This is a genomic window from Paraburkholderia kirstenboschensis (assembly GCF_032806925.1).
Lineage (GTDB): Bacteria > Pseudomonadota > Gammaproteobacteria > Burkholderiales > Burkholderiaceae > Paraburkholderia > Paraburkholderia kirstenboschensis.
Genome location: NZ_CP136512.1, coordinates 2,873,530 through 2,899,736 on the forward strand (window position 1 = coordinate 2,873,530; position 26,207 = coordinate 2,899,736).

A 26,207-nucleotide genomic window follows, 5' to 3' on the forward strand; every position below is an offset into this window, starting at 1 on the left:
TTCAGTGTGCCCTTGCAGACCGACGGCCTGGTTTTGATGCTGCCTTTGGCTGTTTTGTGTGTTGCGTGGCGAGCTGCAGGATCGTTTCATTCAGATCGGTCTGCGTGAATGCGCGCGGCTTCTTCGTGCCCGGCGAGCCTGTCAGTTTGCGTACGGCCGCACCGCGATTCGTGCGTGACGGCGAGCCCGATACACGACGATTATCGCGTTGGGCCTGCAGGGCCTGCGCGACCTGCAGCGTATAACCCAGCCGCTTGTGCTCAACGACGGCCCCCTGGTCGATCTCCGCGAGCTTGTCGTACGGCACACAGGGCAGCGCCACGCCACCGGCCCGCAGTTCGATGCGACCGTCCGGGTACTCCCATACGTCGATGTAGCGGCCGATCAGCCGGCGGGTGGCCGGCGTATCGTCGAGCAGCCAGATCATGAGGTCATTCAGGACCGTCAACGATTCCGACACCTTGCGCATCACCCGCCACGTCAGGATCGCGTCCAGATCCTCGTCGGCGCGCAGCGGCCGGTGTGCATCGAACGGGCTCCTGGGCGGCTTCGCAAAGCGCGCGTTGTACGCGGCCATGAAGGCGGGCGCCCAGGCGTTGGCGGCCTCCTGTGTGCTGATCCCGCGCAGCCTGAGTTCCTTGACGAGCCGGTCCTGCAGCGTCAGGTTGGCGCGCTCGACGCGCCCCTTGGCGGGGCTCGAGTTCGCGCAGAACGTGTCGATATTGAGCTCGTACATCGCGCGGCCGAACTGCGTGACGCCCCGCGCGCCGTTGCGGCTGTACGTTGGCCGGAATACGCTGGCCCGGTCGCTGTAGAACGCCACCGGCTTGCCGTAGCGCTCGAGGTACGCGCGCGTCGCCTCGAAATAGCTGAAGGTCGACTCCGTGGCCGCGAAATGCAGCACCATCAGGCGGCTGGTCGCATCGTCGACATACACCAGCAGCGTGCAGGCGGGCGCGCGCTCCTCGAACCAGCGGTGGTCGCTGCCGTCGATCTGCACCAGTTCGCCGAGGCAAGCGCGCCGGGCACGCGGCTGGTGGATCTTCGGTGGCCGTTGCCGGCGCGGCACCCACAGCCCGGCATCGCGCATCCAGCGCCGCACAGTTTCCTTCGCCAGCACCAAGCCATGACATTCGGCCAGCTTCTCGCACGCGAGGGTCGGTCCGAAATCGGCGTAGCGCTCACGCACGAGTGCCATGGCCCGTGCACGCAGATTGATGGGCAACTCGCGGTTGCTCGGCTTGCCACGCTTGCGCGACACCAGCCCGGCTGGACCCTCGGTCTCATAACGCCGGCACAGCCGGCTGATCTGACGCTCACAGAGATCCAGCCGCTCGGCTGCCTGAAAGCACCGCAGACGGCCTTCAACGACAGCCTCGATGACCTTGACTCGTTCCAATTCGCGCATGGTTGCCGTGATCAGGCCACGCCCATTCATGATTGCCCCCTGGGTCAACGCATCGGGACAGCGTGCGCCTGAGGGCGGCAAACCGGACATTTCTAATTAGCCCAAACCGGACATTACTAAAAAGCTCCTACAACGATTTGGTTGATAATTTATATTATGTCAAGTTTAGGCTGGGCAACCCAACTTGCTCGCGCCGGCAAGTGGCGTTCGTCTCATGTGTCGTAGCGCAGACCTCCCCGAAGCGCTGCTTCAATCTGATCGATCTACGGCAGCTTTGTTTCCAGTGATGCTGGTACCTGTCGAAGCAACTGATACCCGGCCACGCCCATCGACTTGCGCGCCGCTTGCTACAGCGGCGCCGCGGCACGCCGCAGTAACCGCGGATCAGTCAGCCACTCCTCACGGGCTCCGATTTCAACATGGACAAAATCCGTGTGATTGGGGTTGAGCAGATAATTGGTTTCAGCAGGAACGACTGCACTCGGAGCAGCCAGCACGGCACTAGCGCGCGTCTGCGACCACGCCGTCCCGACCTGCTGCAGTTCAGCGCGCGCGGAGATGTCCCGCCAGTCGGCAGGCAAACTGGCTGGACCGATCCGTTCCACGATTGTTTCGGGGAATCTCGCTGGAATCATCACATAATGCGCACGCGACGGCGAATCCTGGACCAGCATCTCCAGAAGCCCCAGCGAGTGCGTTTGCGCCGTGTAGACCATCGCGACACCTTTGGGATTCCACCTGCCACCGTAGAGTCGTGCGCCCTCTCCCGAGAAAGCGGTATCCGCATACCGCTGGGTGACTACCCGCCACACCGTCAGCATCACGCAAAGACGCCATGCTCGATGCGCCCCAGCGTGTCCATCACACTATCGGCGCCAATGTCAGTATCCACGAGGCTGAGGGGCGTCGCGCCCTCCAGCGTAGCGATCGGAGTCTTAAGCCAGGCAAGTGCCGGGTCAAGAGCCTCGAAAACCTCCGCGGCGCGCGCGACCACGCGCGCAAGCCGCAGCAGCTTTGCTGACTCTTCACGACTCAAGACACCTTCGCGCTTGCGACGTGCCAGAGTCCGCTCAGGAATATCGAGTGCCTGCGCCAATTCCGCTAGCGATAATCCGATCGATCTGAGCATCGCGTCCAGCGCCTGAAACGAAATCCCATGGCGGACCACATCCACCCACTCAAGACCCCACCGGGGCGCGCGTGGGAACACAGTGCGACCGCCGAGCAGTGAGTCGGCTGACACCCTTCCGATACGATTCATGATCACCCTCCTGCCATTTGGCATCTACTTTGCACCAAAATGGCGTTATCAGTCTGCCGCTGTGGCGCGACATGCGGCGTCCGCTGCCTCCCGCGGCGGACGAAGGCGCCGTTTGCGCGCGGTGCGGGTGTCAATGGGCATGCCGAACTACAATCATTTAACCGGTCTGAACCCGCTTCACGCGAACTTGCGTTACGCCAGTTATGGATGGCTATGCGCGGACTTTCCCGGCTGCGTTGACAGGCCGTTCAGGCGCGCGCCCGGCAGATCGGCCGGGCGCGATTGATCCGATCGCAGCAGGCATAGTCGACGGCCAGGGCAGGAGGAGACCATGCGGTCAGGAGTGAAGTCCGGCGGGCGACTGAGACGGTATGCAATCACGGCGATGGCCCTCGTCGCCGGCCTGATTGTCGTCGGACGCATCACCGGCTTCCTGGTCGACTGGCTGTGGTTCTCTTCAATCGGCTATGTTGGCGTTTTCTGGACCATTCTTTCCGCGAGAGCGCTGATTTTTGCCGCCGTGTTCGCAGTCTCCGCATGTGCGGTATGGCTGTCTGGGATTCTGGCGCATCGTTACGCGAGGGGCCTCGATACCTCGCGAGCGGAAGCAGCCGGCCCGTCGGATGCGACGGAACTCACTGGCGATGTGGTCGAACTGATCGCGCCGCGTATTCCCTGGCGCTCCAGTATTGCCTGCGTCGCGGTCGTATCTGGGCTGGTTATCGCCGCCAGCGAAATCTCGTGCTGGGACATCGCGCTTCGCTTTATTTACCAGGTGCCTGTTGGCGAGCGCGATCCGATTTTTGGGCGGGACATCAGCTTTTATCTTTTCTCGCTCCCCGCGTACGTTGCGCTTAAGAACTTGCTGCTGCGGCTAACATTCTGCAGCGCGATCGCAGCAGGTGCTGTCTACGGGTTGCGCGGCGACATCGCACTCGAGCGGCCACCACGGACGCTCTCGCCCGCCGCCATCACTCATGGTTCGGCACTGCTCGGCTTGTTCTTTGCGGTGAAGGCCTGGTCATGGTGGCTCGGCCGCTTCCTCCTGCTCTATGGCGACAACGGTGTCGTAGTCGGCGCCAGTTATACCGATGTCCATGTCGAGTTGCCGGTCCTGTGGATGCTCGTCGGCCTTGCCGCGACCTCATCCGTCGCCCTTTTGATCAACATGCGCCGGCGGAGCTACCGGCTGCCGGCCATTGTTGCGCTGCTCGTATTCGGCAGTTCGTTTGCGTCCGCCGTGGTCTATCCGGCGCTGTTTCAGCGCTTCTATGTCAAGCCGAGCGAGCTGCGACTGGAAACTCCTTATATCGAGCACAATATCGCGCTGACGCGACAGGCTTACGGCCTCGCGCAGATTGCGGTCCAACCGTTCAAGGCCGGGGAGGAACTGACTCTCGACTCGCTGCAGACCAATCGCGCGACCATCGACAACATCCGGCTATGGGATCTGCAGCCGCTGATGGACACCTACGCACAATTGCAGGAGATCAGGACTTACTACAAATTTCTCTCGGTAGACATCGACCGCTACCAGCTTGACGCCGGTTACAGGCAGGTGATGCTGTCGGCGCGTGAACTGGAACCTGCGATGCTTCCGCCGAACGCCCAAACCTGGGTGAACCAGCATCTTATCTTCACTCACGGCATCGGCGTCGTAATGTCTCCGGTCACCGAGAAATCCACCGAAGGCTTGCCCTCCTTTTATCTACGGGATATTCCGCCCGCCTCCCAAGGCGGCCCGGCCATTCGCGAACCACGTCTCTATTTCAGTGAAGGTCGGCAGGATTACGTCATCGTGACGGGCAATGTAGCTGAATTCGACTATCCAAAAGGGGTGGACAATGCTTACACGACGTATAGCGGGCGCGACGGCGTCACCATCGGCAGCATGGCGCGACGTAGTCTCTTCGCCTGGCAGCTCGACGACCCGAACATCCTGTTGAGCGGCTATATCACAGATCAGAGCCGGATCCTTCTTCACCGCAACATTCAGGACCGCGTGCGTACGATCGCGCCGTTCCTGAGTCTTGATCATGACCCCTATGTCGTCGCAAGCAATGGGCGCCTCTTCTGGATACAGGACACCTACACCGTCAGCCAGTGGTTTCCTTACTCCCGGCCAGGTTTCGGCGACGGCGCCAATTACATCCGCAACGCGGTCAAGGTCGTGGTCGACGCGTACAACGGCACGGTCGATTTCTACGTCAGCGATCCCGACGATCCGCTCCTGCGCACATACGAGCGCATCTTCCCCGGTTTGTTCAAGCCCTTGGACGCGATGCCACTGGAGCTTCGGCAGCATATCCGCTACCCCGAAGACCTGTTCCTGATCCAGGCACAGGTCTACCGCGCTTATCATATGGATGCGCCGGAGGTCTTCTACAATCGCGAGGATCTGTGGCAGTTTCCCCGGGAGCTGGTCGGAATGGATGGCGGAAGCGCCGCCAGCACTATGCCGCCGTATTACACGATCATGCGACTCCCCGGCGACGCACGCGCCGAATTCATCCTCATGCTGCCGATGGTGCCGAGCCAGCGGGAGAACATGATTGCATGGCTGGCGGCGCGCTGCGATCCGTCCGGATATGGCAGACTCATCGTCTATACGTTTCCCAAGGACAAGCTGGTCTATGGGCCGTTTCAGATCGAAGCGCGTATTCAGCAAAACACCGAGATCTCGCAGCAGATCTCGCTGTGGAACCAGATGGGCTCACGCGTGATTCGCGGTCACCTTGTGGTCGTGCCAATCGAGAACTCGATCCTCTACGTTTCTCCACTCTATTTGCGCGCGGCGTCCGGGCAGTTACCTGAATTGAAGCGGGTGATCGCCGCCTACGGGGACCGTGTGGTAATGGAGGACAGCCTGGGTGAAGCTCTTGCGGCGCTTTTCAAGAAGTCCTCGCAAACGGCATCGCCAGCGGGGGGCACAGCGAACGCGCGCGCACGCGAGGCGCTAGCCCATTATGACCGCGCCATCGAGCGACTGAAGGCAGGAGACTGGAGCGGCTTCGGAGCAGAACTGGATAACCTGCGGCCATTGCTCGAAGCACTCGGCGCCGGCCGTTCCGGCGGCGATCAAAAGTGACCTGAATGCAAAAGGCGTTTATGCATGCAGAGCGGATACAGCACTGCTATGCCTTGTAACCGATGGCGAGCAACAAATCTTTGCGCCATTGAACGTTTTCCTCATTTTCCACGCCAACCGGCGGGAACCCTCCACCACTCCCAGGATACCGCGCCCCTGATGCGTTTCCGCAATCAGGATCTGGGTGGGACACCTCCGGCACGGCTTTATCACGTTGGCGCTGCGGTCAGTTAAGATGAAGTGATTAAGAAAGCGAAATCGCTGTATCACGGTCACCGGTGTAGATTGTCAATTACGGTGGCCGCCCGTAATTGACAATCTACAGCAAGGCAAGGCCCGCAGCGATTAGTCCGTCGACAAGCAAGTACCAGTTGGACGTAGCCTCCACGACTACTCCTTGAAGCTCATCCCTGTGTGGCACGAGCGCAGCATAATCAGCTGCACATCGTTGGCGAGCCGCTTGCAGTAAAGCACCCGATCCTGGTCGTCGATCACAGGGACCACGGCATTGTTCGAGTGCAGATCATGCGCGATACTTCGTATGCGCCTCCTGACAGGTCGGTTGGTGGTTCGCACCGCAACTGTAGACCTTTGCCGCCCTCTAACTTGGGGGCGGCAAGGAGGCCTTCCAAATGATTATCAACTTGGACTTCGGAGCGTCCCGATAGCGGGCCAAACCATACTCAGCATCGCTTTACCGGACGCGAAATAAGCCGTCACTTCGCTCCGCAGCCTCCGACGCACGGCCCCCGACGGTAGTCGAGAAATATTGTGGCCCGACGACATATGGCAACCGAATCGGACAGCACGCGGTCAAGATCAGTCCTTTACAACGTCGCGAAGTAGAAAATGAGTCCCCGGGAATGCCCCTTACGGATCGATCGGTATCTGCCTCGCCAATCTTTACTCGAGAAGTCGGCTTTTATCCGCTAACCGCCGGAGGGAACACGCGCAAAAAAGCGGGCCCATCCAAGACGACGTCGAGCGCCAGTTGCCAGCGTCGCGCGCACTGTCGCCGGCCGTGAACGACCCCGGTACAGCCATCGATGTGATCGGTCGTGCCATGCGCATATTTTCCATCTGGGCACAATCGGGTAAGAGCGCTGCTGGTCGCTCTGCATCCTCTTGTCGTGCCCAACACCCTCGCAGTCACCAGGTGGTGAGGCACGGTCAGCTCGGCCCCTCCCCCTTAGGCGCTGGTCGTCGCGCCATGCAACGCTGTGACGCTATACGCGCCGCACACTTTCTTAGAAATCGGTGAGTACCATCTGCCTCCCGGCATGGCTGCGGCGGTCCCATTCGTCATCTTCTACCACGCCCGAACGCGGGCCCATCATCGGCACCGGTCGGGGTCGGACGATCGCACAGGCCTTCTGGCGCCCCTGATGCCCCTGAGCACTCCGTCACCGCCGCCCTTCTCCGCCGCCGCCCGTCTTTTTTACCGCTACGACAGCGCTGGCAATTCGATCCAGGACAATGGGCTTTCGGTCTATACCGCTCTTCCCCGCAGCTGTTGCTTCTTCGTAGAGAATCATATTGATCGTCCCGCGTAGGTCGTATGCTGCGCGGCCCGTATCAGTTAAGAGTCGCCGATGCATGCACGTCAGGCCAGCGTATGTGCCATATCGATAAAATCCCAGCCAGCAAGCCCGAAGACAGGAGGTCTATAGCAAACGGACCGAATACATGTAACGCCCACCGGGTAGTGCTGAAGGCGCCTCGAAGCTCAACCGGGACCAGTATGGCCACGGATGGACTCGAATTTCGGCATTTCGCGGATCGAAGCCGCGCACAAGCGCCGTCCCTTCGGCATCCGCAGTGAACTGCTCTTCCTGGCTGGAATTATGCGCCGCCCGGACCGAAAACTTGAGCATGAGGCTGTCGTTCACCGAGCCTTCAAAAGAGACTTCAAACGGTCGATAAGGAACCCGGACCGGCGGAGGCGGCGGCGGATACATGTGCACCAGCGCCAGTACGTCCTGGTTGCTAAGAACGTCGCACACGTTACTTTTCCCCGAGGAAATAACCGTGGCCGCCTGTTCGAGGCCTGCGAGTCTGACTGCTTTGGGGAAGTCGCCGTAGTTCATGACCGAGTGGAGATCGTACTGACCAAAATGTTCGATGGTAGGATCGTTCACCATGACACATCGGCTCGCGAGATTATTATCGGCATAGAACAACCCCGATTTCTCTTGCTCTTCCTGCGTACTCCCTTTCGCTCCCAGTAGCATTATTTGTTTGTACAGAGCCAGATTTTTTCCCGAACCGCTGATTTTCCCTTTGTACGAGAACATACGATTTTTACCGTTGTCCGTGCGCTTTGGATTGTTATCGTCCCACGGGAATCCTTTGTGCAGTTGCTCATGTTGAAAGCCAAGCGCATGAAGCAACTCATGCATGACCGTGTGTTTATCGGTGCCGCCTATCGTCTGCATGCCACCCTTGAACCCTATCGTCTCAGATTTTGAATAACCGCCCACCGTATATCGAACGTAGCTGACGTCGGAAGCGAGCCTCGGTACGAGCAGTTGATGCCCGACGCAATCATTTAGTTGCCTAAACCATTCGGCCGCCTTCGTCTCTCCCACGATTTCATAGGGAACGCGATTTGACGGCCAGCGATTGTTCCTGACAATTACGCTCATTTGGCGTCTCCTCTTGGCGAACATCTGCCGTCGGACGGGGAGGTTCCGTTTTCCGCTTTTTTTGATTTTGCTCTCACCTGTGCCAAAAATCACGCTCTGGACGGTGACGCTTTCTGTAGGGACAGTCAGTCCACCCAACGAAATTGGTTCGTGTCTGAAGTCACAAAACGGATATTTGAAGATCTGGAATTTGTCCTGGCTTGGTGCCGATGGCATCTTTTTGTCTCTGGTCGTCAGCGCGACGATGTCACTAATTACGCCGCATAACGCGCGCGGCGGTGATTGGAGGAAACAATCCATGGCCCTGCCAGTTTGAGAGCTTGCACACCAAATGCTCGCGGCGGGACGACTAGTTCATTGGCGAATTTCTCCACACCTGGATGGGCTCGGTCCGAGCATTGCAGCCTATGACGGGATGAACAGCGGCTCCATCAAAGAGATCGCGACGCGTCAGTTCCGCCGCGTTGGGTATCGATGGCAGTCCATCCCGAATGCCTGCGGCCAGCAACACACGGCTAGCATGCACCGAGCGCACCGCTCCTTCTTCGATGCCGGGCAGCGGGCGATAGTCGATCCTGAATCCGTTGTCGTCAGCTTTAATGGTCTCGACCCGAGCTGGCTCGGGCGTCAACACATTGGGTTCGAACTGCTCGCGCAGACTTGCCAGCCAGGCCTCGCCGCTTATGCCGGATGGAAACCCGGAAGGTTTCGCGCAAGCGGGGATGAGCCGCGCACGGCTTTCGCCCGATCAAACGCTTTCACCGAGCGGCGATATCGAGCGAGACATAAGGCGGCGGTCAGGCCGGCGGGCCCCGCGCCGACGATTACACAGTCAATTGAACTGGTCATTCGCAAACGAAGCTCCATAAGCTGCTCACAGCAGACGACTCCCTGTTCACACAGGACAAGAAAGCGTGGGCGCGCGCGACTCCCGGTTATGCTTCCGCCGGCGCGACCGGCAACCTCTCAGCCGCCGACGTCTCGTCAATGGCGGCGTTGCTATCGCCCGTTCCCACGGACTGTCCCGCGCTCATCAGGTCGATCGCCTCGACGATTTCAGCGGGGACCGCGTAATGCACCATGTGGCCCGCCCCACGCGCGATGACGAGCGTGCTATGCGCGATTTCACGATGCAATCGCACAGCATTCGCTTGGGGATCAATGACCTTGTCATCCGATGGCGGCACGCGTTCACTCATGGAGACCTGCAGTTCGCGGCAATCGATGTGGGAACGGCAGGAAAGCGCCTTGAAGCTGCCGACTGGCGACGACAGCTGAACGTTGGCAACGGCCGATGACCCGTCAGCGAACATCGCCCGATGAACGTCCACTGCACTTTGTGAAGAGCCATTGATGCCTCGACGTGCCGGAAGTCCGCTGAGGGTGGGAGCACGCACTGACGACTGCCGGTTTTCATGCAGCGGCATACCATTGGCCCCTTTCGGGCGATGCAATCGACAAGCGGGCTGACGCAGCTTGGACCCAAAACGGACCTTCCCGACTTCCATTAACGGCCGTTCATCGACGGCGGCCCAAGCGTGAAGGTCGAAACTCTATCTAACCCAGGAGCCAAAATCTTTACAACAATTTTCTACGACGCTTTTTAGACTCCCATGTACATGTTGACCATGAGGGAGAAAAAGTGGACCAGCGTCGCGTAGCTTCTGTTCGCGTTGAGCATGTCTGTCACGGCTTCGGTCGCATCCAGTTGCGACGGTTCGACATCAAGCGCGATTCATATGTATCCATGACGGCACTGCTGCATCGTGCGTTCGCTTCGCTTGGTAACGCAGGGCTGAATTGCGAATGTGTGAGCCAGACAATCGCGACAACGCGGCGTCGCGCCGCAGCGGGCGATTGCCTGGTCGCGGTATGCGGTACGAAAATCGTCGGGACAATGACCCTGTGCGCGCCGGAACCCAATTCGCCGTGCGAATGGTACCGGCATCATGATGTAGCCAGCCTGCACCAGCTCGGTATCGATCTCGAGTGGCAGCGCAGAGGCATCGGCACGCTTATGCTCGCATTCGCCGACCACTGGGCCGCAACGCGAGGCTATGCGCAGCTTGCGCTGGAAACGCCGCAGCAGGCGTCACATCTGGTGGCGTTCTATAGGTCGCAGGGCTTTCGCATCATCGATACAATGCGCTTCGAGCCGCGCAGCTACGACAGCGTGGTCCTAACGCGTGCACCCGTCGCGGAGCGCACGCTTGCGAACTGGACGACGCGGCTCGAACCCAGACCGACGCTTCTTCGGCGCGAAGCCTGAACTCCCGCGCATCGCAATCGCGGTGCGTTTTTACGTTCTTTTTGCAGCGGCTGCCTGACTTTTTCCGCGACCGTTATTTCACACTTTCTACAATCGGCGGGCTTCAGCGTTTCTGCCATCAATGCGATGCAGTCCGTCCGTTTCACCTTGCGTGGCCATCGCGCACTGGCGAGCGCTGTCGCATCGACATATAACCTCCTGAGGTGAAATTGAAAAACGATATTATTGGCGTCGCCGTCCTCTCCGTCTTCGCAACAGCCGCTCACGCACAAAGCAGCGTTACCCTGTACGGCCTGATCGACACAGGGATTGTCTACACCAACAACCAGGGTTCCGGCAGCGCGGTGCAGATGCAAAGCAGCATGTTGTCGAACGAGGTGTGGGGACTCAAAGGCAGCGAAGATCTCGGCGCGAATCTCCACGCGATCTTCCGCCTTGAAAACGGATTCAACATTCAGAATGGCCGCAATACCTATTCCGGCACCATGTTCGGCCGTCAGGCATACGTGGGTCTGCAGGGCGACAGTTATGGCACGCTCACGCTGGGTCGGCAATATGATGCTGTGGTCGACATGCTTGGCCCCATCGCGCTGGCAAACAATGGCGACGGCAACAATCTCGCCGCGCATCCTTTCGACAACGATAACGTCGACGACTCGTTCTACATCAATAATTCGGTCAAGTATGTGAGCCCGAATTTCAAAGGGCTGCAAGGCGAGGCGCTCTATGGGTTCAGCGACGCAGCAGGCGGCTTTTCGAACAATCGTGCGTACAGTCTCGGGCTTTCGTACAGCAACGGCCCCATCAATCTCGCCGCCGCTTACCTTCAGTCGAACAGCGGGTCGCTGTCTTCCACGGGCGCCGTGTCGAACAACGACTTCGTCAATTTTCCGGCGTCGCGGCAGCGGGTCATGGGTGCCGGCGGCAGCTACAATTTCGGTCCGGCGAGCGTCGGCCTGCTGTGGACGCACACCCTATTAGACAATACGCAGCCCGGCGCGAACTCGGTCATCTCCCAGGCGTTCAACACGCTCCACTTCAACAATTATGAAGCGAACGTGCACTATGCGTTGACGCCGTCGCTCTCGCTTGCCGGTGCTTACACTTTCACTCAAGGCGCCTTCTCCTCCGCCAACGGCTCGGCGAATCCGAAATGGCATCAGGTCACGGTCATGGTGGACTACTCGTTGAGCAAACGCACGGACGTGTACGCGGAAGGCGTTTATCAGCACGCATACGGCGCAGAAGGCTCGGCATTCACGGGCGCGTACATCAACGGTCTGTCACAGGCTTCGACCGGCAATCAGGTGGTCGGCACTGTGGGGATTCGCACGCGGTTCTGACGCGCGAAGCGTTCTTGCATTTATGACCCACGCTTAGCCGTTCACGTCGCTTTGAAGTGTTACGCGCGGGTTGTCTCTGCATGAACCGGCAAAAATTTTGCACCAGTTTTATATCCGTGCACATAGGATGGTCGTACCTTCAAAACCGCACAAGCGGGTTAATCACACAACATGAGCCAGGCACAGCCAGTTTCGTATCAGGATCACAGGGTCAACCAATCGCGGTCGGAAAAGCACCTCCAGTCCTCCAGGATTATTCCGCTGCGCGGGCGCCGCGCCACGCTGCCGGTTGTCTTCGACGGACCGAAAGCCGACGAGCTTCTCGCCACACTCATTCATTCGCCGCTAGGCGTCTATATGTGCGCTACGACCACCAGGAAACGCGACGAAATCTGCGTCACGCTCGACATCGCGCGGGAAGATCTTGACTTCACGCTGCACACGCTGATCTCGACGCTGCCGGAAGGGACGATTGGTACGCTCAGCACACGCAGCATCACGCGGGCGAAATGACATGATCTCCGGAATCTGGATTCCTCTGGTGACGCCGTTTCGATCCGGCCACGTCGACCTGGACGCGCTGCGAACGCTTGCCGATTCATACGTCGCTCAAGGTGCGAGCGGCATCGTGGCACTCGGCACGACCGCCGAAGCCGCCTTGCTGACCGACAGCGAGCGTGATGTCGTGCTGAAGACGATCATCGAGACGACCGCCGGCCGGCTGCCCGTCATCGTCGGCGTCGGCGGACTGGACACGCGCGCGTTCCAACGCGAAATCACGCGTCTTGAGTCGCTGAACGTTACTGGTTATCTCGTCTCCGCACCCGCGTACATCTGCCCCGATCAAGCCGGCCTGAAATGGCATTTCGACAAGATTGCCGCAAGTACGGAACGTCCGCTGGTGCTGTACAACGTGCCACACCGCACCGGCGTATCCATTGAGCCAGAAACGGTCAGACATTTGACGGCTCACCGCCATATCGTCGCCATCAAGGAATGCGCGCCTGAGCACTTTGACCAGTTACGCAAGTTGCCCATTGATGTGCTGTGCGGCACGGATGAGGCCTTTTACGACGCGCTGAAGGCCGGCGCCACCGGCGGCATTCTCGCCAGCGCCCACGTGTGCACCCCGTTGTTCGTGCGCATTCTCCGGCTCTTCGCGTCTGGCCGGCGTACCGCGGCGCGCGAGCTCTTTGCCAATCTGCAGCCTGTCATTCGCACTGTGTTTGGTGCACCAAATCCATCGGCAATAAAAGTCATGCTCGCTTACGAAGGAGTGATCAGGCCTGATGTACGTGCGCCGATCATGCCCGTGAAGGCTGAACTTGAAGCGCGACTGCGCGACGCCCATCTGTTGCTACAGCGCCTGAAGGCCGACGAAATTGGCAATCTCAATGTTGACGCTGTAGTCCGAGAGCATGCTTTGTAATCGCGCTTGCCGTCCGGCCTCGCTCGTGAGCGAAGCCGGACATGCAAGTGAGAAGGGGGACGAACGCGACCACCTCAGCGCGCAACTCTCACGAAGTGCGGCGACTGGCCAAGGTTCAAAGCCTCGGCGCTTTCCGGCTTCGAGACTATTCGCCTGCCTTGATACAGGCGTGCGCTTCGGCGACAGACCTGCAGTCTCGCAGGCGACTACGGAACGCTCCGTCATTGAAGAGTTGTGCCACTTCAGCAAGCAGTGACAGATGCATCGACGCTGCCCAGCTCGGCACCAGCAAGACAACGGCGTCCACCACGGGCAGGTGGTCAAGCGAATCCAGCTCTAAAGCGGTGGCTGAACGTACATAAAGCGCGACGGCGCTGCGCAGATGATCCAGCCTGCAGTGCGGCACGGCGAAACCGTTTCCCAGCGCTGTCGATCCCATCCTCTCACGCTCCTGCAATTCGAGCGCGATCTGCCTTGCGTCAACGCCCGTCATGCCGCTTAGCCGTTCGCCGATCCAGTGAAACAGTTCGTCGTGGCCGGGCAGCTCGAGGTCGAGCACGATCTGCTCGGGCGTCAGCAAATCACGGATCGACGGTATTGAGCAAAGCGTTGCTCTCTGACCGTTGGATCGGTTGGCCGCGATCTGCTCGCCCGCGCGGACCCGCGCGAGATCGCGCCACGCGTCGGACGGCGCGAAGGGCATGTGTACGATCCGGTCAAACACCGCGGATGGCACATGTTCGCCGATGCGCGACATCGCGCGCTCGACGTGAGATTTGGGTAGATACAGTGACAGCCTGACGCGCTCCGTACCCGGAACAGGTGCAATGCGCATCGTCCAGCCGTCGCCACCGCAGTCCCGGCATAATGCCTGGCGCAAAGGCGCCGCGTGACTGGCCTCGAGTGTTACGTGCATCATGACACTGTGTGCTGCATCGCTCGCAGATACCCGGTCAGTTCCGCGCTTTTCAGTCTGGCGGGAATTCGCGGTAGCGGTGAGAAGTGACATCAATTTCATAACTTACCTTGCCGGCATGCCTATGCGTGCAGTCGCCCGTTATCTCGAACGCTCACCCACGCGTGGTGGTAACTGCACGTTCAGTTGTGCGTGCAGAAGGACTAGCCAGCGACGAGGACAGTCTGGCCTTACATCGACAACCGAGTAATCACCAGAGGCGTCGCGCTTGAGATAACCATTCGTCCTTGCGGATATCCATGCGCGATATGCATCCTGTTGCAACCAACGCACCACCAGAAGACTGGTCGCACAGGTGAAGATCATGACCGGCAGATTGGTCTCCCCTTCGCTCACCGTCTGGGCCACGACGCTAAAGATGGCAGCCAGAAATTCGGTAATCAGAATGGTCACGATCCAGATGCGCGCGGTGGCACGCGCCTTGAGTCTCAGAAGCGCGCGCAACTGCTGCTCTGAGGCGGGCTCCCGCTGCTTGCGCTGATCGTTCTCGCACGGCGTCACGACGCGCGCCTCGTGAGGTCCGTTGCACAACCAGTGACTCTGAATTTTTTCCGCCTAGGGATCGTAGGACGGCTGAATACGGCGCGATCACCATCCGGGGCGGTGGCGTAAATGACGTCCACGAGACTGAATCCCAGAGACCGGCAATACTTCAGCAGACCATCGGCTCCGTATGGCACATCCAGTGCCAGTTGCATGTGTCCCTGCTCGCAGGCATAGCGTCCCGCGTAGGCGAGAAGCTCCCGACCTATACCGTGATGTCGCATGGTTGGCTCGACAGAAATTCCGCACACGACGGCAACACCAGGTCGCCGGTAGTGTTCGCGGCGCGCGTCCGCATCGGGCGAGGCCACGATCACCATTCCGGCAATCCGGCGCGTGCATAGCGCTATGAAGACGCTCGCCGTAACCGGGGCATCGCAGCTTTTCTCCCGCGTCTGAGAGGTGCAATACTCGCGGGCGAACTCGTCGAGCGTCGCGCACCGTGCGTGACGCTCAGGCGCGTTGACCCCGTGAACAGAGTCTTCCTCGACGTCGAGCGGCCGGATAGTCAGGCGGCCAACACCCGGCTGCATGAGCGTCACCCCGTTCTGTGTTTTTGTCAGAGCATGCGGCATGGTGCTTTGTCCATTGTGCAGATACGAAAAGCTTATCGATGCGCATGTGCTCGCACAAGAAAATTTCCCGTAAAAAATCGAGGCGGCCTTAGGTCAGCAGACCTCAGTCGAGGGACGAGAAACCCTCGAACCCGATGTGTAGAACGACCAGCCAGCGACGAGGACATTCTCGCGCAACCCGCACGGTTTTTCCCGTCAGGAACGGCAAATGGCCATCTCGACGAGCATGCTTAAATGCCTGCTTCGCGCTCGCCCGAATCCTGCAGCTGACCAGCGAATACATCATGAAGCTGAATATTGTGGTCAGGCCCAAAGCCGCGTCCTGACGGGTTTGGTAGACGACCAATGCGAAGACTGTTGTTGGAACCAGCACTGCCAGAATCGCAACGAGCACGAAAGCGATACGAAACTTTCGCTGCGTCTTGTGCGCATTGATACACGGAGATGGGTGGTCGGGCATGGGCGAACTGGTATCTTCGCTTTTGCCTTGCGCGTCATGAGTTGAATCGAAGTTCAAGGCTGTCAGCTTTAATTACGGGAATTCGGCGGCACGGATGTGCATGGGCTGGCGTGCGGGCATGTACATGAACTGCCGCATTCGCCTCGCATGCTCATCGGCAGTCGTCGTCGGAAATCTTTCTCGCGATCTCCGAAGATGACTACGTACTGCGCAAGTCTCGAAGCCTTCGGACAGACTAAGCGATAAGGCTGAGAAGGTCTGCAAAAATAGGAGTATCGGGTATAAATGTCGCGTAAAAGACCGACGAACCGGGCTTGATCGACTGATCAGGACGGCTCGATCCCCGCCGGCCGGCATCCGGCCCGAAGCTCGGTTCTCAGATGCTCCGAGTCCGTCAGATTGAGTCTCAGCTTCTGTCGCAGGTTGACCGTGCAAACACCCAGATCCTGTGCGCGGTCTGCAAACGCAGGTCCCCCTTACATCGACGAGAAGCTCGCGGTAGGTGAAGGCTTTTCCATCACCGTTGACGAGCGAACTGAGCAGCCGGAACTCGGTCGGCGTCAGATGGACTATCTCGCCGTCGCGTGTCACTTCGTAAGTGGCGATAATACACACGCACATTGCCGAAACGCATCACCGATGAGTTGTCAGGTGCGCCGCCGGCAAAGTTTGCGCGCCGCAGTTGCGCCTAGACGCGGGCAATCAGTTTGGGCGCGGCGAAGGATTTAGTGGCGTTTTCGAATCAGACCGAGGCATGCAATTGAAGTGCAATGTTGACAATCGTGCCCCCGGAACCGAATGTCTCTTATTGGCCGGCAAGTGCCGGATGACCGAGCGCGGAGAACGCCGCACGGCGCGGCCTCTCATGCATATGCCATAAATCAACCCGAAGACGTCGAGGTTAGTGGAGAGTCAGAGGCTTGGCTCGGCTTTCGGGTCGGCCGCAAGTCCGGCATCTTTGCGCGCAGCCTCCAGTACCTGCCGCCCCATCTCGATCTTGTCGGACGAAGCAAGTGTGGCGATTCTGCGAAACGCGAGTTTGGCGCTTTCGAGTTTTGATTGCGCCACAGGATCATCTTCGGTGACCTTCTCCGGGAGGACGGCGACAAACCATGGCTGAAAGACCTGCACCTCCACACGGCCGCCCTGCCGAAACCGCATGTAATCCTCAACTGCCAGAAACAGGACGGCGGCAACGTTGGCCTCGCGCAGTTCGACCGAGCTATCGGGGTTCGGGTCTTGCTCGGCGTGCTTGCAAAAGTTTCGACACGGCTCGTTGATGTAGTACTTCAGCGTGTGTCCGGCTGGCAGGTTTTCGCGGGCCTGCTTGGAGAAGCTTTGGACGCCTGCACTAGTGCAGAGCACTTCGATGACCTCCCATGCGTTCGATGCCAGCGAGTGCATGGAAACGGGATCACCGCCATCGGAGAAAAGGCGAACGGCAGTAATGAGTTGCCGTCGGGCGGCGTCGATCATCTTGAAGCCTTCCTCGATCGACACGAAAAGCCACTTGGAACATCTGCATCGCCCGCCCGCCCGATCGCGGCGTAAGCCTGCTTCATGCGTTTCCCCCTTACTAAGAAAGGCCAGATTTCGGCCTGCGGGTACACCACTAATAAAAATACCCACTCCCCCGCGGTCGCAAATGCCTGCACGGTCTTACGCTCGAAGCGCCTGAAAGCGAGACTCGACGCCGACTTGTCCATTGGACGCCGTGTGCCGGCACGGATCGCGACGCGAACATCGCGTTCAGGCTCGGCGCGCAGCAGACAAAGGCGCGACTCTCCGTCCCGCACATAAACTGACGCACTGCTGCCGGTTTTCTCGCTGAGCCGCTCGACGACCGGCCGCAATGTCGTCACCAGATCCACGCTGCTTTCGAATGCGCGGCCGAGCTGAGCGGCCTTGTAACCCAACCGGTACATGCCGTTTTGCTCCTTGTGCACGAAGCCGCGCGCTTCGAGCGAAAGCATGTAACGGAGAATGACACTCTTGAAGAGCCCCGTTCGCTGCTCCAGATCCGACAGCGACCGCGCGCCGGGCTGATCCAGAAATGCTTCGAGCAACGAGAGCGTCCGATCGACTGCGGCGACGGAGCGGTCGATCTGTTCGTCGTCCTTCACTGCCGGCTTCATTGGCTGCGCCCTTCGCTTGCGGCCGAGTTTCCCGGCAACTTGATAAGCACGTCCGGACTCAATTCGTCGATGCGTTGGAGTCCCAGCAAACCGAGGTTGCGCTGCACCTCCGCGTACAGAATCCCGATGGCATGCGCGACGCCCGCCTTGCCGGCCACCGAAGCGGCATAGTTGAACGGGCGGCCGACGAAAACGAAATCCGCGCCTAGCGCGAGCGCCTTCAATACATCGGTGCCGCGGCGGATGCCTCCGTCGATCATCACCGCGATGCCGCTCCCGACTGCATTCACGATGCGAGGGAGCACGCGAAGCGGCGCGGCAGTGCCGTCCAGTTGACGCCCGCCGTGATTGGAAACGATGATTCCGTCGACGCCATGATCCCGTGCGACGATTGCATCCTCGGCCGCCATGATAATCGTTGGCGAACAACAGTTCGCCCGGGAACACAGGATTCGGAGAGAGCGCTTGCGCACCCGCCGACTCGACCTGATCGCTCAAGCCCGGCGGCACTTCGAGCGTCAGTTCGCCGACCTTGAAGCACATTGGATCCCTTCATGACCTCATATTCCAGCTATCTGCCTGACGATGTCGACGGCGCCCTGCTCGTTGGCCGCGTGCGGCGTCAAACGGAAAACGGCGCGGGACCGTGCGTCGTTGCTGTTCGCGGCGGGGAAGTATTCGATATCTCCCGCTTCGCACCAACCGTGTCCGATCTTTTCGACCGCCAGGATCTGGTCGAACTCGTCAGGCAGGCTGCTGGCGAATCTCTGGGTCATGCCGGCAATCTGATCGAAGCCACCATTGCAGCGCAACGCAAAGAGGACCAACCCTACCTCCTCGCTCCTAGGGCCGACGTCTTTTCTCCAGGCGCAGCGGGTCATTTACCCTGTAGCGGTACAGCCCGAGCACCGTCCGTTGCGACCTATTTAACGCTGGTCGCCTGCTTCGCCGGGTCGAATGCCGGCTCGAGGAACCGCTCGATCCAGACTGCCAGGCGGTCGGCCGCAAAACTGGCAGCCTGTGTTCCGGCGCGGCAGACGATAGCGTCACGTTCCCGCATGAACTGTAGCGCACCACCCGCCTCTTCCAGCCACAGCACGCAGGCCAGCCACGCAGCGTGCTCGGTGGATACCGCCTGACCCACCGGACGCGTGAGGAACTCGCTCAGCGTTGCGGGCGAAGTCCAGACCAGCGCATCGCCATCGCCGCGCACTGTAGCGCCAAGGACCTCAGCAAACACCTGCAACGCATCAGCAACGCTTCGCCCCGCATTCTGCGCACGCAGCTGCATCAAGCGCGTGCTGACCGCGTGGCCGAAGTTGCCGCTGCCTTCACTCTCGGCATGCACCAGATCGGCGTAGTCCATACGCCGCCAGTCGGGCTCGGCATTGCGCGTACCAGCCAGTTCGGTGCCGGCCAGGTAGGTTTCCACCGGCTGGAAACGGCCGGGGCCAATCAGGCTCGCACACAGCGTGTGCACTATGCCGATGCGGGTGGCCAACGTCTGCGTCTGCAGTACGCCAAGCTTCTCGCGCACGAGTTGGTCGCGTTCCTTGCGCAGTCCCGACAACTCCAGCGCCTGCTTCATCTCCATGCGCAACGCGGCGATGTCCCACGGCTTCTTGATATAGCGGTGTATCTGGCCCTGGTTGACGGCCTCGACGGTCTGGTCCAACTCCGAATAGGCCGTCGTCAGGATCCGGACGATGTGGGGATAGCGTTCTCGCGCATAACGCAGCAGTTCGTTGCCATGTTCGCCCGGCATGCGCTGGTCGGACACGAGCACCGCCAGGCTGGAGGCGTGGGCGTCCAGCATTGCCTTGCCGTCTTCCACGGAGGCGCCCGTCACCACCGGCGCGATCGCGCCGATGGCCCGCTCGAAGTACTTGACCGCGGTGGCTTCGTCATCAACGAACAGAATCGCCGGGGGCGGTGTCTGGTTGGCAATCGTATTGCTCATTGGTAACTCCTGTGCATTCGATCCTTCAAATTTGGAGATTCCAGCGTCGTGGTCGTACCGGCGCCGACTGCTGATGTGATCCCGATACCCGCCAAGGGCTGCACGACGCGGTTGCAGAAAATCATGCCAAAGCCGCTTACGCAGGCCTTCGTGATAACTGGGTCGACCCGCAAGCGCTGCATCACGTCGGCCGCGACACCGGGGCTGTCGTCGCTGATGTCAGCACCTCGCGGACCGTGCTCACGCCTAGGGGCTTCTCCAGGATTCGATATACCCCGTCGGAATTGACCGCTGCCGGCAACGCGTTGTTGTCCGCGTAGGCTGTCACCAGGATCCGCACGATATGCGGATACTCCTGAGCGACCTGCCGCAACAGGGCATCGCCGTGCCGGCCGGGCATGCGGAAGTCGGTCACAAGCACCGCCACGCGCGCACCTTCGCGCCGAAGGATCGACATAGCCTCGTCCGCGCCGCTGGCGACCAGCACTTCATAATCACTGCCGGCCGCGCGCGCAAAGTACTTGCGGGCCAAATCCTCATCATCGACATAGACGACAGTGTGCGGGCTTTGCTGGGTATCTCTCATCTCGGTATCACTCGGCGCGCGGCAGGTCGAAGTTGAACGCGGTCCACTCGCCCAACTGGCTTTCCGCGAATAGTGTGCCGCCGTGCCGCTCCACCACCGCATAGCTAATGGACAGGCCAAGGCCAAGGCCCTGGCCGACTTCGCGCGTAGTGAAGAACGGTTCGAACACTCGCGCCAGATTCTCTGCGGCGATTCCCGGTCCGTTGTCGCGCACATTGACGTGCAGCCGGTCGTCGTGCCATTTGGCCGCAACATGGATCCGCGGCGATACGGTGCCGGCCTTGTGCATGGCCAAAGCAGCATTCGAGAACAGGTTGATGAGCACGCCGATAATGGCGGCCTCGTCGCCCAGCACAAGGGTGTCGTCGGACAGCTCGCGCGTGAGGCTCACACCGCGTAGCTCATGCGCGCTCAGCCGGATCGACGAGTCAAGCGCCTTCTCGAACAGGAACGGCACGTCGTCTGCCGCCGCGCCGGGCTTACGGTAGGCAAAAGTTTTCAGGTCCGACACGATATGCTGGATGCGTTGCATGCCCTGCTTGACATCAACCAGGCACTCCATCAGCGACGGGCTGCTTTTGGCCTGCGGTTCCTCCATGGCAATTTCGATCGCCATCAGGCAGAAGTTCACCGGGTTGTTGACCTCGTGAAGCAGCCCCGCCGACAACGTACCGATTGCAGCCATCTTCTCCTGCTGCAACAACTGGCCCTTGATCTGCGCAAGGTTTTCGTTGGTACGGGCGAGCTGGTCGTTTTTGTTCGCCACCTCGTCCTTGAGCCGGAAAAGCTGGAAACGGCCCTTCTCGTTGAAATAGGTATAAACCGAGCTGGCCAACGCGCAGAAGAAGATCAGGATTAGCTGGAACAGAAACTTGCTTGGGTCGTGTATGCCATCCGGATGGGCCACGCAGGCAATGTAGTAGAGCCCGACCGTGGCCAGCCCGAAAGCCAGCGTCTGCCAGTAGCCGGAAGGGAACAGAATGCCGACCGCAAAGATCGTGAGCATAAGCCCGGCATAGAACAGCGACTGCTCGCCCTGCGTGACATAAATCATCCAGGAGATCATTGCTTGCGGCAGCAGCAGCCACAAGAAGGTGATGACCTGTACGTGGCGTTTGCCCGTTTTCGTGTAAAACGACAGCAATGCCAAGCCAATGGCTGCGCTGGTCAGCACCCGAATGATCGCAAAGCGCTTCTGCTCATCCGGATACACGACATAGTCCAGCGCAACGCCCATCAGCACCAGCACGATCACCGTCAGGCCGCCAGCCTTGCTGCACAGCAACCGGTAGTCGCGCAACTCTTCACGATAGTTCGACTGTAGCCCACCAACGGATGTTGTCATCTCAGGCTACTTGTTGCTGGCCGATCACCACCTCGGCGAATACATTGACCCCGGTCGAGTCCGTGTAGAGGCGCGGCTCGCCGCAGTTCTCCGGCATGATGTCGGCCATCTGTGCCTCGTTGCGATAGATCAGGTACCACTCGAGCACGTGCTCCATGCTCAGGCGCTCCGGGTTGTCGGCATGGACATTGGTTACCAGCAGGCGGCCGCCCTGTCTGATGCGGCTGGCGAAATGCTGGTTCAGCCTCGCGCAGACCTTGTCTGACAGGTAGTCAAAGAGGCCGGCGCAATACACGGCGTCGAACTCGCGGACGTCCGGTGAGTGCGCATCGATCCGGCGCTTGAGCAGGTGGTGGACAGAATCATGCGTGTAGCTAATGGTCATGCGCCTGGCCATTTTCTGTGAAATGGACGCGAGGCGTTCGCGCGTCCAGTCGAGTGTCTCCTGGCTGAAGTCGAGCAGTTCGAACGTCAGCCACTGGGGTTCGTCGTATTCGTGAATGAAACGCTGGATCTCCTGAGCGGGGCCGCAACCCACATTCAGCACCCGGAACGGCCGCTGCGCGGCGCGCGCTTCATTGGCTAGCCGGGTCAGGTAGTCCACCAGCAGATCGACGCGATTGCGGTGCGCACGCGCGACGGCCGTCTGCAGGAAGGCAGCGTTGACGATCTGGAAATACGTGCTCGGTCCCTGGCGGGGATCGTCGAGCATCTGGTTGACCATCTGGTAGTCGCCGGCATAGCCCAGCGGCTTCGTGAACGTGCGAAAGACAAAGGGCGAGCGCAGCAGCAGCGGATGTAGCGCAGCCTGAGCAAACGCACGGTGTGCCGGCGCCAGTTCTTCGTCGACCAACCGCGCCTCGCTTTCGAATTCGTCGAAGTAGAGCTTGGTCTTTTCCATCAGCGGCGATGCCAGTTCGAAGAAGAAGTCCTCGCGCAGGCTATTGCCTTCCTTCGGCATGGTCTCGCCCAGGTCTGCCTGCTCGACCCATCGCGACATGTCCGAGAGAAAAGCCCGGATCTGGTTGACCGCGATCTGGTAGTCACGACGGATCTGGAAACGCCCGGTCCAGTCCTGCACGAACCGGCGCGCTTCTTCGCCCACCGCGCGCGCTTCCAGCGCGCCGCCACTCAGTTCCCGCCACTCCGCGATCAGCGTTACCGAGACAATGGCTGTGAGGCCGGTATTGACCATACTGATCACGACCGCCTTGCCCGAATAGGCGTGTTCCACGCCCATCTTGACCGACAGGTCGCTCAGCACCTCACTGACCTGCACAATCGAGTACGGGTTATAGACCTCCATCACCAGCGAATTTCGCTGGAGATTGATGATCGTGCCTCGCACCTGCTCGCCCTGCGAGTTCCGGAAGCTCACTACCGGATCGATTTGCGTTTTGGAATACACAATATTGCGGCCAGGTAAGTATCACGACAAGTTAGTTTTGATATCCGGCGCCCTACCCCGGCCAGCAGGTCGGCCAGCCGGGCGCCGATGGCGTCCGTGATCCAGGCGACGATGTGTCGCCGTCGGTATCAGTTGTAGCGACGGCAATCCATTGATTCTGGCGACGTACCACTTCCTCCGAGTGCATCGGAATACAAGTTTTGCATTCGACTTATTTGCGTCACCTTGCGACGACACGCGTGCTGATGGCGTCACGGTTCTGACGACACTGGTTAGCCTGGTTGGCCCGAACGTCGGTTTCTGACAATTCCGGCCCGTTGCGCTTGCAACATTCTACTGATAAAAAAGAATGCTGTCGTCTACGGTCATTTTGTCAGTGACGCTGCATGGAGGCCGGCGACGAACGGCGCCAAAGGCGTGTACGCCCGGCGCTTCTTATCGTGTTCGGTCATGCCGCCTGCATGAAAGAGGCTTGGGTACATCCGCCATTGGTTGGAGCGTCGCCTCTTCGGCGGCCGCTTCCCTCCTGATTCGTTACAACTCTACGTTTGCCGCCATTGCAACTACACGTTGCGCCATCCGGATGTTCGCATAGTCAACCAGTTTGCCATCGACCTGAACGGCGCCACGTCCCTCACGCTCTGCTTCAGTCATTGCCGCGATGACACGTTGAGCTTCGCGCAGCTCGTCGTCAGTAGGAACAAAGGCCCGGAGCGTCGTTTCGATCTGGCAAGGATGAATGACCTGCTTTCCGTCGAACCCCATAGTCGCAGCCTTGACAGCCAATGCCGACGTCAGATCTGCATCACGGAAAGCGCCGCAGGGTCCGTCGATTGCCCGGAGGCGGTGAGCGCGCGCCGCAACCAGGATGCGCATCATCGGATAGGCCCACATGTCGAGCGCCGTGCTCGAGTAGTCGCCTTGCGCGGATCGCGTGGTCAGGCGGTACCCGGGATGCGAAAGCCCGATATCGACACCCTTTGCCCCGATCGACGCTGAGAAGTCGCCTACGCCAAAATGCAGCGACTCGATCAGTTCCGAATGCGCGGCGATCTGCTCGCAGTTAGCGAGCCCGAGAGCCGTCTCTATCATCACCTCCAGACCGATCGGCGTCCTCCGACGTTGGCTGTGGAGTTTGATCAATCCAGCAACTCTGTCCACGTCGGCAGTACATTCAACCTTCGGAACGAGCAGCGTATCCAGTCGCGGTGCGGATGTTAACAGCCTTGCCACCTCGCTTTCGATGGTCGCGCTAGACGGCACATTGACGCGCACGCTTACCGATTTGCGTCCCCAATCCAGCTCGTTAATCGCCGCCACAGCGCCGAGGAGTGCGGTCTCCTTTTGAGCTTGCGGCACGGCGTCCTCCAGGTCGAGAAAGACCGCATCCGCCGAACTGCGGGCAGCCGATTCGACCATGCGACGCTGATGCGCCGGTACCGCAAGGAAGGTTCTTGTTACACGCATGGACTATGATCCTGGTACGGTTAAGGGATGGGTCAGGCGATGCGCAAGCGGGACGGATGCAGTCCCAGCTCCCCGAGGATGTCGTCGGTATGCTCGCCCACATCGGGCACGCTTTTCATCGCCGGCGACAGTCCGTCGATAATCATCGGCGGCAAGAACACTTCGAGTGGCCCCTCCGGACTTCCGATCGACGTCACTCGGCCGCGCTCATGCAGTTGCGGGTGCGCGAGGAAGTCTTCGACCGTATTCATGCGGCCATTGGCGATGGCGGCCCGTTCGAGAAGGTCCCCCAGTTCGGCGCTCGTCCATTTGGCGAAGGACTCGGTGATCAGTGCTTCAAGTGCGTCACGATTGCGCACGCGGTCCGGGTTCGACGCGAAGCGGGGGTCAGTGCGAATCTTCACATCGCCCAGTACCTTCTCGCAGAAGCTCCGCCATTCGCGTTCGTTCTGGATTCCGAAGAAAACTGTCTTGCCGTCGCCTGCGGTAAATGGCCCATATGGCGCGATGGTCGCGTGACGAGCACCGGAGCGCTCGACCGGCTTGCCGCTATCGCGCGTGAAATACGCTGGATAACTCATCCACTCGGCCATGGCGTCGAACAGCGAGACTTCGAATGCGGTACCCTTGCCTGTCCGCTCGCGGCGATAGAGCGCGAGCAGAATGCCATTCAGCGCATACATGCCAGTCGCGATATCGACGATAGACAAACCGCACTTTGCCTGTTCATCTGGCGTCCCGTTGATCGACAGGAAGCCCGTTTCACATTGAACCAGCAAGTCGTAGGCTTTTTTACTCGCATACGGTCCGGTCGAACCGTAGCCGGAGATATCGCAGGCTATGAGTCGCGGATAGCGCTCAACGAGTGACTTCGCATCGAGGCCAAGCCGCTTCGCCGCGCCGGGCGCGAGATTTTGAATGAACACGTCCGCGCGTGGCAACAGTTCTTCCAGTACCTCTTGCCCGAACTCTGACTTCACGTCCAGTGCCAGGCTTTCTTTTGAGCGATTCGCCCACACGAACTGGCTCGACATGCCGTGCATCGCCTTGTCGTATCCGCGGGCAAAATCGCCGCTGCCGGGCCGTTCGATCTTGATGACACGCGCGCCCCAATCGGCAAGATGCCGACTCGCGAGCGGAGCGGCGATCGCCTGCTCAAGCGATACCACGGTTATGTTATCCAGGGGAAGGTTCATATCCGACGCTTTCTCAGTTGGTTGAGTACGGTCTATCGGGCTGCCTGATTGCGCGCGCCCGATTCGTTGAGAAAGTTTCCCGCAGGCGATACGGCCTGTGAATCATCGAATTG

At 59.9% G+C, this 26,207-nt stretch carries 27 protein-coding genes and 2 pseudogenes; 7 read left to right on the forward strand and 22 right to left on the reverse strand.

Features of this window, described 5'->3' with window-relative positions:
- Position 1: 1 nt before the first annotated feature.
- The 3 genes from RW095_RS21865 to parS all read right to left on the reverse strand — a co-directional run bounded on the left by RW095_RS21865 (position 2) and on the right by parS (position 2,669).
- A complete protein-coding gene (locus tag RW095_RS21865; RefSeq protein ID WP_317016276.1) occupies positions 2–1,438 on the reverse strand; it encodes an ISNCY family transposase in 1,437 nt (478 codons plus the stop codon).
- Positions 1,439–1,755: 317 nt separating this feature from the next.
- Positions 1,756–2,229, reverse strand: coding sequence for an RES family NAD+ phosphorylase (locus RW095_RS21870; RefSeq protein ID WP_317019928.1), 474 nt, complete (start codon positions 2,227–2,229; stop codon positions 1,756–1,758).
- On the reverse strand, positions 2,229–2,669 hold the full coding sequence (parS, locus tag RW095_RS21875) for a type II RES/Xre toxin-antitoxin system antitoxin (RefSeq protein ID WP_317018301.1): 441 nt from the start codon (positions 2,667–2,669) through the stop codon (positions 2,229–2,231). Before parS ends, RW095_RS21870 begins: the two co-directional genes overlap by 1 nt.
- Positions 2,670–3,000: 331 nt before the next feature.
- On the opposite strand from parS, the gene RW095_RS21880 reads away from it, so the two are divergent.
- Positions 3,001–5,757: a UPF0182 family membrane protein gene (locus RW095_RS21880; protein ID WP_317018302.1), complete on the forward strand. Its 2,757-nt coding sequence runs from the start codon at positions 3,001–3,003 to the stop codon at positions 5,755–5,757.
- A gap of 46 nt (positions 5,758–5,803) precedes the next feature.
- Here RW095_RS21880 and RW095_RS21885 read toward each other — a convergent pair.
- Positions 5,804–5,946 (reverse strand): annotated as a pseudogene (locus tag RW095_RS21885) (adenosine-specific kinase); the annotation flags it as partial.
- Between the two features lie 802 nt (positions 5,947–6,748).
- Here RW095_RS21885 and RW095_RS21890 point away from each other — a divergent pair.
- Entirely contained in the window at positions 6,749–7,018 is a 270-nt protein-coding gene (locus RW095_RS21890; protein ID WP_317018303.1) for a DUF2254 family protein, read from the forward strand.
- 403 nt (positions 7,019–7,421) lie between these two features.
- Here the strand turns inward: RW095_RS21890 and RW095_RS21895 are convergent, their stop codons facing one another.
- A complete protein-coding gene (locus RW095_RS21895) occupies positions 7,422–8,402 on the reverse strand; it encodes a zinc metalloprotease (protein WP_317018305.1) in 981 nt (326 codons plus the stop codon).
- 13 nt (positions 8,403–8,415) lie between these two features.
- Here RW095_RS21895 and RW095_RS21900 point away from each other — a divergent pair, with 13 nt between their 5' ends.
- Positions 8,416–8,718, forward strand: coding sequence for a hypothetical protein (locus tag RW095_RS21900; protein ID WP_317018306.1), 303 nt, complete (start codon positions 8,416–8,418; stop codon positions 8,716–8,718).
- A gap of 33 nt (positions 8,719–8,751) precedes the next feature.
- Here RW095_RS21900 and RW095_RS21905 read toward each other — a convergent pair whose 3' ends face one another.
- The 3 genes from RW095_RS21905 to RW095_RS21915 form a co-directional block, all read right to left on the reverse strand.
- The gene (locus tag RW095_RS21905; RefSeq protein WP_317018308.1) at positions 8,752–9,036 is read right to left on the reverse strand and encodes a hypothetical protein; all 285 of its coding nucleotides are present in this window, start codon (positions 9,034–9,036) and stop codon (positions 8,752–8,754) included.
- A gap of 47 nt (positions 9,037–9,083) precedes the next feature.
- A complete protein-coding gene (locus RW095_RS21910; protein ID WP_317018309.1) occupies positions 9,084–9,269 on the reverse strand; it encodes an NAD(P)-binding protein in 186 nt (61 codons plus the stop codon).
- A gap of 68 nt (positions 9,270–9,337) precedes the next feature.
- Positions 9,338–9,910, reverse strand: a complete 573-nt coding sequence (locus RW095_RS21915) for an alpha/beta fold hydrolase (protein ID WP_317018311.1) — start codon at positions 9,908–9,910, stop codon at positions 9,338–9,340.
- A gap of 134 nt (positions 9,911–10,044) precedes the next feature.
- Here RW095_RS21915 and RW095_RS21920 point away from each other — a divergent pair, with 134 nt between their 5' ends.
- From RW095_RS21920 to dapA, 4 genes are all read left to right on the forward strand, one after another.
- Positions 10,045–10,671 carry a GNAT family N-acetyltransferase gene (locus tag RW095_RS21920; RefSeq protein WP_317018312.1) on the forward strand — a complete coding sequence of 209 codons (627 nt, stop codon included), beginning with the start codon at positions 10,045–10,047 and terminating at the stop codon, positions 10,669–10,671.
- 209 nt (positions 10,672–10,880) lie between these two features.
- The gene (locus RW095_RS21925; RefSeq protein WP_317018313.1) at positions 10,881–12,014 is read left to right on the forward strand and encodes a porin; all 1,134 of its coding nucleotides are present in this window, start codon (positions 10,881–10,883) and stop codon (positions 12,012–12,014) included.
- A gap of 171 nt (positions 12,015–12,185) precedes the next feature.
- A complete protein-coding gene (locus tag RW095_RS21930) occupies positions 12,186–12,527 on the forward strand; it encodes a hypothetical protein (protein WP_317018315.1) in 342 nt (113 codons plus the stop codon).
- A gap of 1 nt (position 12,528) precedes the next feature.
- The gene (gene dapA / locus RW095_RS21935) at positions 12,529–13,443 is read left to right on the forward strand and encodes a 4-hydroxy-tetrahydrodipicolinate synthase (RefSeq protein ID WP_317018316.1); all 915 of its coding nucleotides are present in this window, start codon (positions 12,529–12,531) and stop codon (positions 13,441–13,443) included.
- Positions 13,444–13,588: 145 nt separating this feature from the next.
- On the opposite strand, the gene RW095_RS21940 is transcribed toward dapA, so the two are convergent.
- From RW095_RS21940 to RW095_RS22005, 14 genes and pseudogenes are all read right to left on the reverse strand, one after another.
- Positions 13,589–14,362 (reverse strand): PTS sugar transporter subunit IIA, encoded by a 774-nt coding sequence (locus RW095_RS21940; protein ID WP_317018318.1) that lies wholly within the window; start codon positions 14,360–14,362, stop codon positions 13,589–13,591.
- A gap of 138 nt (positions 14,363–14,500) precedes the next feature.
- Positions 14,501–14,920, reverse strand: a complete 420-nt coding sequence (locus RW095_RS21945) for a hypothetical protein (RefSeq protein ID WP_317018319.1) — start codon at positions 14,918–14,920, stop codon at positions 14,501–14,503.
- Positions 14,917–15,537, reverse strand: coding sequence for a GNAT family N-acetyltransferase (locus tag RW095_RS21950; RefSeq protein WP_317018321.1), 621 nt, complete (start codon positions 15,535–15,537; stop codon positions 14,917–14,919). Before RW095_RS21950 ends, RW095_RS21945 begins: the two co-directional genes overlap by 4 nt.
- Before the next feature lie 103 nt (positions 15,538–15,640).
- The gene (locus RW095_RS21955; RefSeq protein ID WP_317018322.1) at positions 15,641–16,054 is read right to left on the reverse strand and encodes a hypothetical protein; all 414 of its coding nucleotides are present in this window, start codon (positions 16,052–16,054) and stop codon (positions 15,641–15,643) included.
- Between the two features lie 855 nt (positions 16,055–16,909).
- Positions 16,910–17,497, reverse strand: coding sequence for a hypothetical protein (locus tag RW095_RS21960; protein ID WP_317018324.1), 588 nt, complete (start codon positions 17,495–17,497; stop codon positions 16,910–16,912).
- The gene (locus RW095_RS21965; protein WP_317018325.1) at positions 17,470–18,132 is read right to left on the reverse strand and encodes an IclR family transcriptional regulator; all 663 of its coding nucleotides are present in this window, start codon (positions 18,130–18,132) and stop codon (positions 17,470–17,472) included. The genes RW095_RS21960 and RW095_RS21965 overlap by 28 nt, the downstream gene beginning before the upstream one ends.
- Positions 18,129–18,545 (reverse strand): annotated as a pseudogene (locus tag RW095_RS21970) (alpha-hydroxy acid oxidase); the annotation flags it as partial. The gene RW095_RS21965 and the pseudogene RW095_RS21970, both read right to left, overlap by 4 nt.
- Positions 18,546–18,692: 147 nt before the next feature.
- Positions 18,693–19,013, reverse strand: a complete 321-nt coding sequence (locus RW095_RS21975) for a hypothetical protein (RefSeq protein ID WP_317018326.1) — start codon at positions 19,011–19,013, stop codon at positions 18,693–18,695.
- 41 nt (positions 19,014–19,054) lie between these two features.
- Complete coding sequence (locus RW095_RS21980) at positions 19,055–20,092, reverse strand: response regulator (RefSeq protein ID WP_317018327.1); 1,038 nt, start codon at positions 20,090–20,092, stop codon at positions 19,055–19,057.
- Positions 20,093–20,273: 181 nt separating this feature from the next.
- Positions 20,274–20,678 carry a response regulator gene (locus RW095_RS21985; protein WP_317018328.1) on the reverse strand — a complete coding sequence of 135 codons (405 nt, stop codon included), beginning with the start codon at positions 20,676–20,678 and terminating at the stop codon, positions 20,274–20,276.
- Positions 20,679–20,685: 7 nt separating this feature from the next.
- Positions 20,686–22,023 carry a sensor histidine kinase gene (locus RW095_RS21990; protein WP_317018329.1) on the reverse strand — a complete coding sequence of 446 codons (1,338 nt, stop codon included), beginning with the start codon at positions 22,021–22,023 and terminating at the stop codon, positions 20,686–20,688.
- A gap of 1 nt (position 22,024) precedes the next feature.
- Complete coding sequence (locus RW095_RS21995; RefSeq protein ID WP_317018330.1) at positions 22,025–23,431, reverse strand: class I SAM-dependent methyltransferase; 1,407 nt, start codon at positions 23,429–23,431, stop codon at positions 22,025–22,027.
- 534 nt (positions 23,432–23,965) lie between these two features.
- Positions 23,966–24,898 (reverse strand): HpcH/HpaI aldolase/citrate lyase family protein, encoded by a 933-nt coding sequence (locus RW095_RS22000; protein WP_317018331.1) that lies wholly within the window; start codon positions 24,896–24,898, stop codon positions 23,966–23,968.
- A 32-nt stretch (positions 24,899–24,930) separates the two neighbouring features.
- Entirely contained in the window at positions 24,931–26,094 is a 1,164-nt protein-coding gene (locus tag RW095_RS22005; protein ID WP_317018333.1) for a CaiB/BaiF CoA transferase family protein, read from the reverse strand.
- Between the last annotated feature and the right edge of the window lie 113 nt (positions 26,095–26,207).

What these genes read in the sequence shown, in the direction of transcription:
- RW095_RS21865 (WP_317016276.1), bottom strand. Translation starts at nt 1,438, where the DNA reads ATGAATGGGCGTGGCCTGATCACGGCAACCATGCGCGAATTGGAACGA.
- RW095_RS21870 (WP_317019928.1), bottom strand. Translation starts at nt 2,229, where the DNA reads ATGCTGACGGTGTGGCGGGTAGTCACCCAGCGGTATGCGGATACCGCT.
- parS (WP_317018301.1), bottom strand. Translation starts at nt 2,669, where the DNA reads ATGAATCGTATCGGAAGGGTGTCAGCCGACTCACTGCTCGGCGGTCGC.
- RW095_RS21880 (WP_317018302.1), top strand. Translation starts at nt 3,001, where the DNA reads ATGCGGTCAGGAGTGAAGTCCGGCGGGCGACTGAGACGGTATGCAATC.
- RW095_RS21895 (WP_317018305.1), bottom strand. Translation starts at nt 8,402, where the DNA reads ATGAGCGTAATTGTCAGGAACAATCGCTGGCCGTCAAATCGCGTTCCC.
- RW095_RS21910 (WP_317018309.1), bottom strand. Translation starts at nt 9,269, where the DNA reads ATGGAGCTTCGTTTGCGAATGACCAGTTCAATTGACTGTGTAATCGTC.
- RW095_RS21915 (WP_317018311.1), bottom strand. Translation starts at nt 9,910, where the DNA reads ATGGAAGTCGGGAAGGTCCGTTTTGGGTCCAAGCTGCGTCAGCCCGCT.
- RW095_RS21930 (WP_317018315.1), top strand. Translation starts at nt 12,186, where the DNA reads ATGAGCCAGGCACAGCCAGTTTCGTATCAGGATCACAGGGTCAACCAA.
- dapA (WP_317018316.1), top strand. Translation starts at nt 12,529, where the DNA reads ATGATCTCCGGAATCTGGATTCCTCTGGTGACGCCGTTTCGATCCGGC.
- RW095_RS21940 (WP_317018318.1), bottom strand. Translation starts at nt 14,362, where the DNA reads ATGATGCACGTAACACTCGAGGCCAGTCACGCGGCGCCTTTGCGCCAG.
- RW095_RS21950 (WP_317018321.1), bottom strand. Translation starts at nt 15,537, where the DNA reads ATGCCGCATGCTCTGACAAAAACACAGAACGGGGTGACGCTCATGCAG.
- RW095_RS21965 (WP_317018325.1), bottom strand. Translation starts at nt 18,132, where the DNA reads ATGAAGCCGGCAGTGAAGGACGACGAACAGATCGACCGCTCCGTCGCC.
- RW095_RS21975 (WP_317018326.1), bottom strand. Translation starts at nt 19,013, where the DNA reads ATGACCCGCTGCGCCTGGAGAAAAGACGTCGGCCCTAGGAGCGAGGAG.
- RW095_RS21980 (WP_317018327.1), bottom strand. Translation starts at nt 20,092, where the DNA reads ATGAGCAATACGATTGCCAACCAGACACCGCCCCCGGCGATTCTGTTC.
- RW095_RS21985 (WP_317018328.1), bottom strand. Translation starts at nt 20,678, where the DNA reads ATGAGAGATACCCAGCAAAGCCCGCACACTGTCGTCTATGTCGATGAT.
- RW095_RS21990 (WP_317018329.1), bottom strand. Translation starts at nt 22,023, where the DNA reads ATGACAACATCCGTTGGTGGGCTACAGTCGAACTATCGTGAAGAGTTG.
- RW095_RS22000 (WP_317018331.1), bottom strand. Translation starts at nt 24,898, where the DNA reads ATGCGTGTAACAAGAACCTTCCTTGCGGTACCGGCGCATCAGCGTCGC.
- RW095_RS22005 (WP_317018333.1), bottom strand. Translation starts at nt 26,094, where the DNA reads ATGAACCTTCCCCTGGATAACATAACCGTGGTATCGCTTGAGCAGGCG.